Source organism: Vibrio sp. T20 (genome assembly GCF_007858795.1).
GTDB lineage: Bacteria > Pseudomonadota > Gammaproteobacteria > Enterobacterales > Vibrionaceae > Vibrio > Vibrio satsumensis.
Map to the genome: position 1 here is coordinate 1 of NZ_VFEB01000016.1, position 657 is coordinate 657.

At 60.9% G+C, this 657-nt stretch carries 1 protein-coding gene; it reads left to right on the top strand.

Features of this window, described 5'->3' with window-relative positions; translation table 11 throughout:
- Nucleotides 1-657 (top strand): Ig-like domain-containing protein (locus FTW16_RS01415; protein ID WP_146489802.1); only part of this gene is annotated, 657 nt, incomplete at both ends.

The window sequence follows — 657 nt, forward strand, 5'->3', positions numbered from 1 at the left end:
CTTACAGCATCAATGTTCCGGGCAGTGTGCTGGCGTCGGATGCGGACAGCACCATCGTGGCGAGCGTGAGTGGCACCGATGAAGCGGGCAACGCGTTCACGGCGACGACAGATGCAAGCGGTGACAACAAAGACGGTGGTTACGAGGTTGATACAGGTATCAGCAAACCGACCATCGATCTGGTTGCGTCGAGCGACAGCGGCGACAGCGACACAGACAACCTGACCAATGACAAGACCCCGACGTTCACGCTGGGCAACATCGACAGCGATGTCGCGCAAGCGGACATCGTGGTACTGAAAGACGGCGTAGCCCTTGATGGCACGCTGGAGAAAGTGGGCAGCACGTGGCAGTTCACGCCAAGTGCCGACTTGTTGGATGGCACTTACGACTTGAGCGTGAAAGTGACGGACGATGCGGGCAACAGCGCGACGTCGACCGAGCTTGAGGTGACCATCGATACCGACGCGGCGGCGACCATTACCGTTGACGCCATCGCGGGCGACGACATCGTGAACGCGGCGGAAGCGGCGGGCACGGTGGCCATTACGGGTACCGTGGGTGGTGATGCGAAAGAAGGTGATACGGTGACGTTGACGCTGCAGGCCGAAGGCCAAGACGCGACCACGTACACAGGCACCGTTGCGTCGGGTGGCA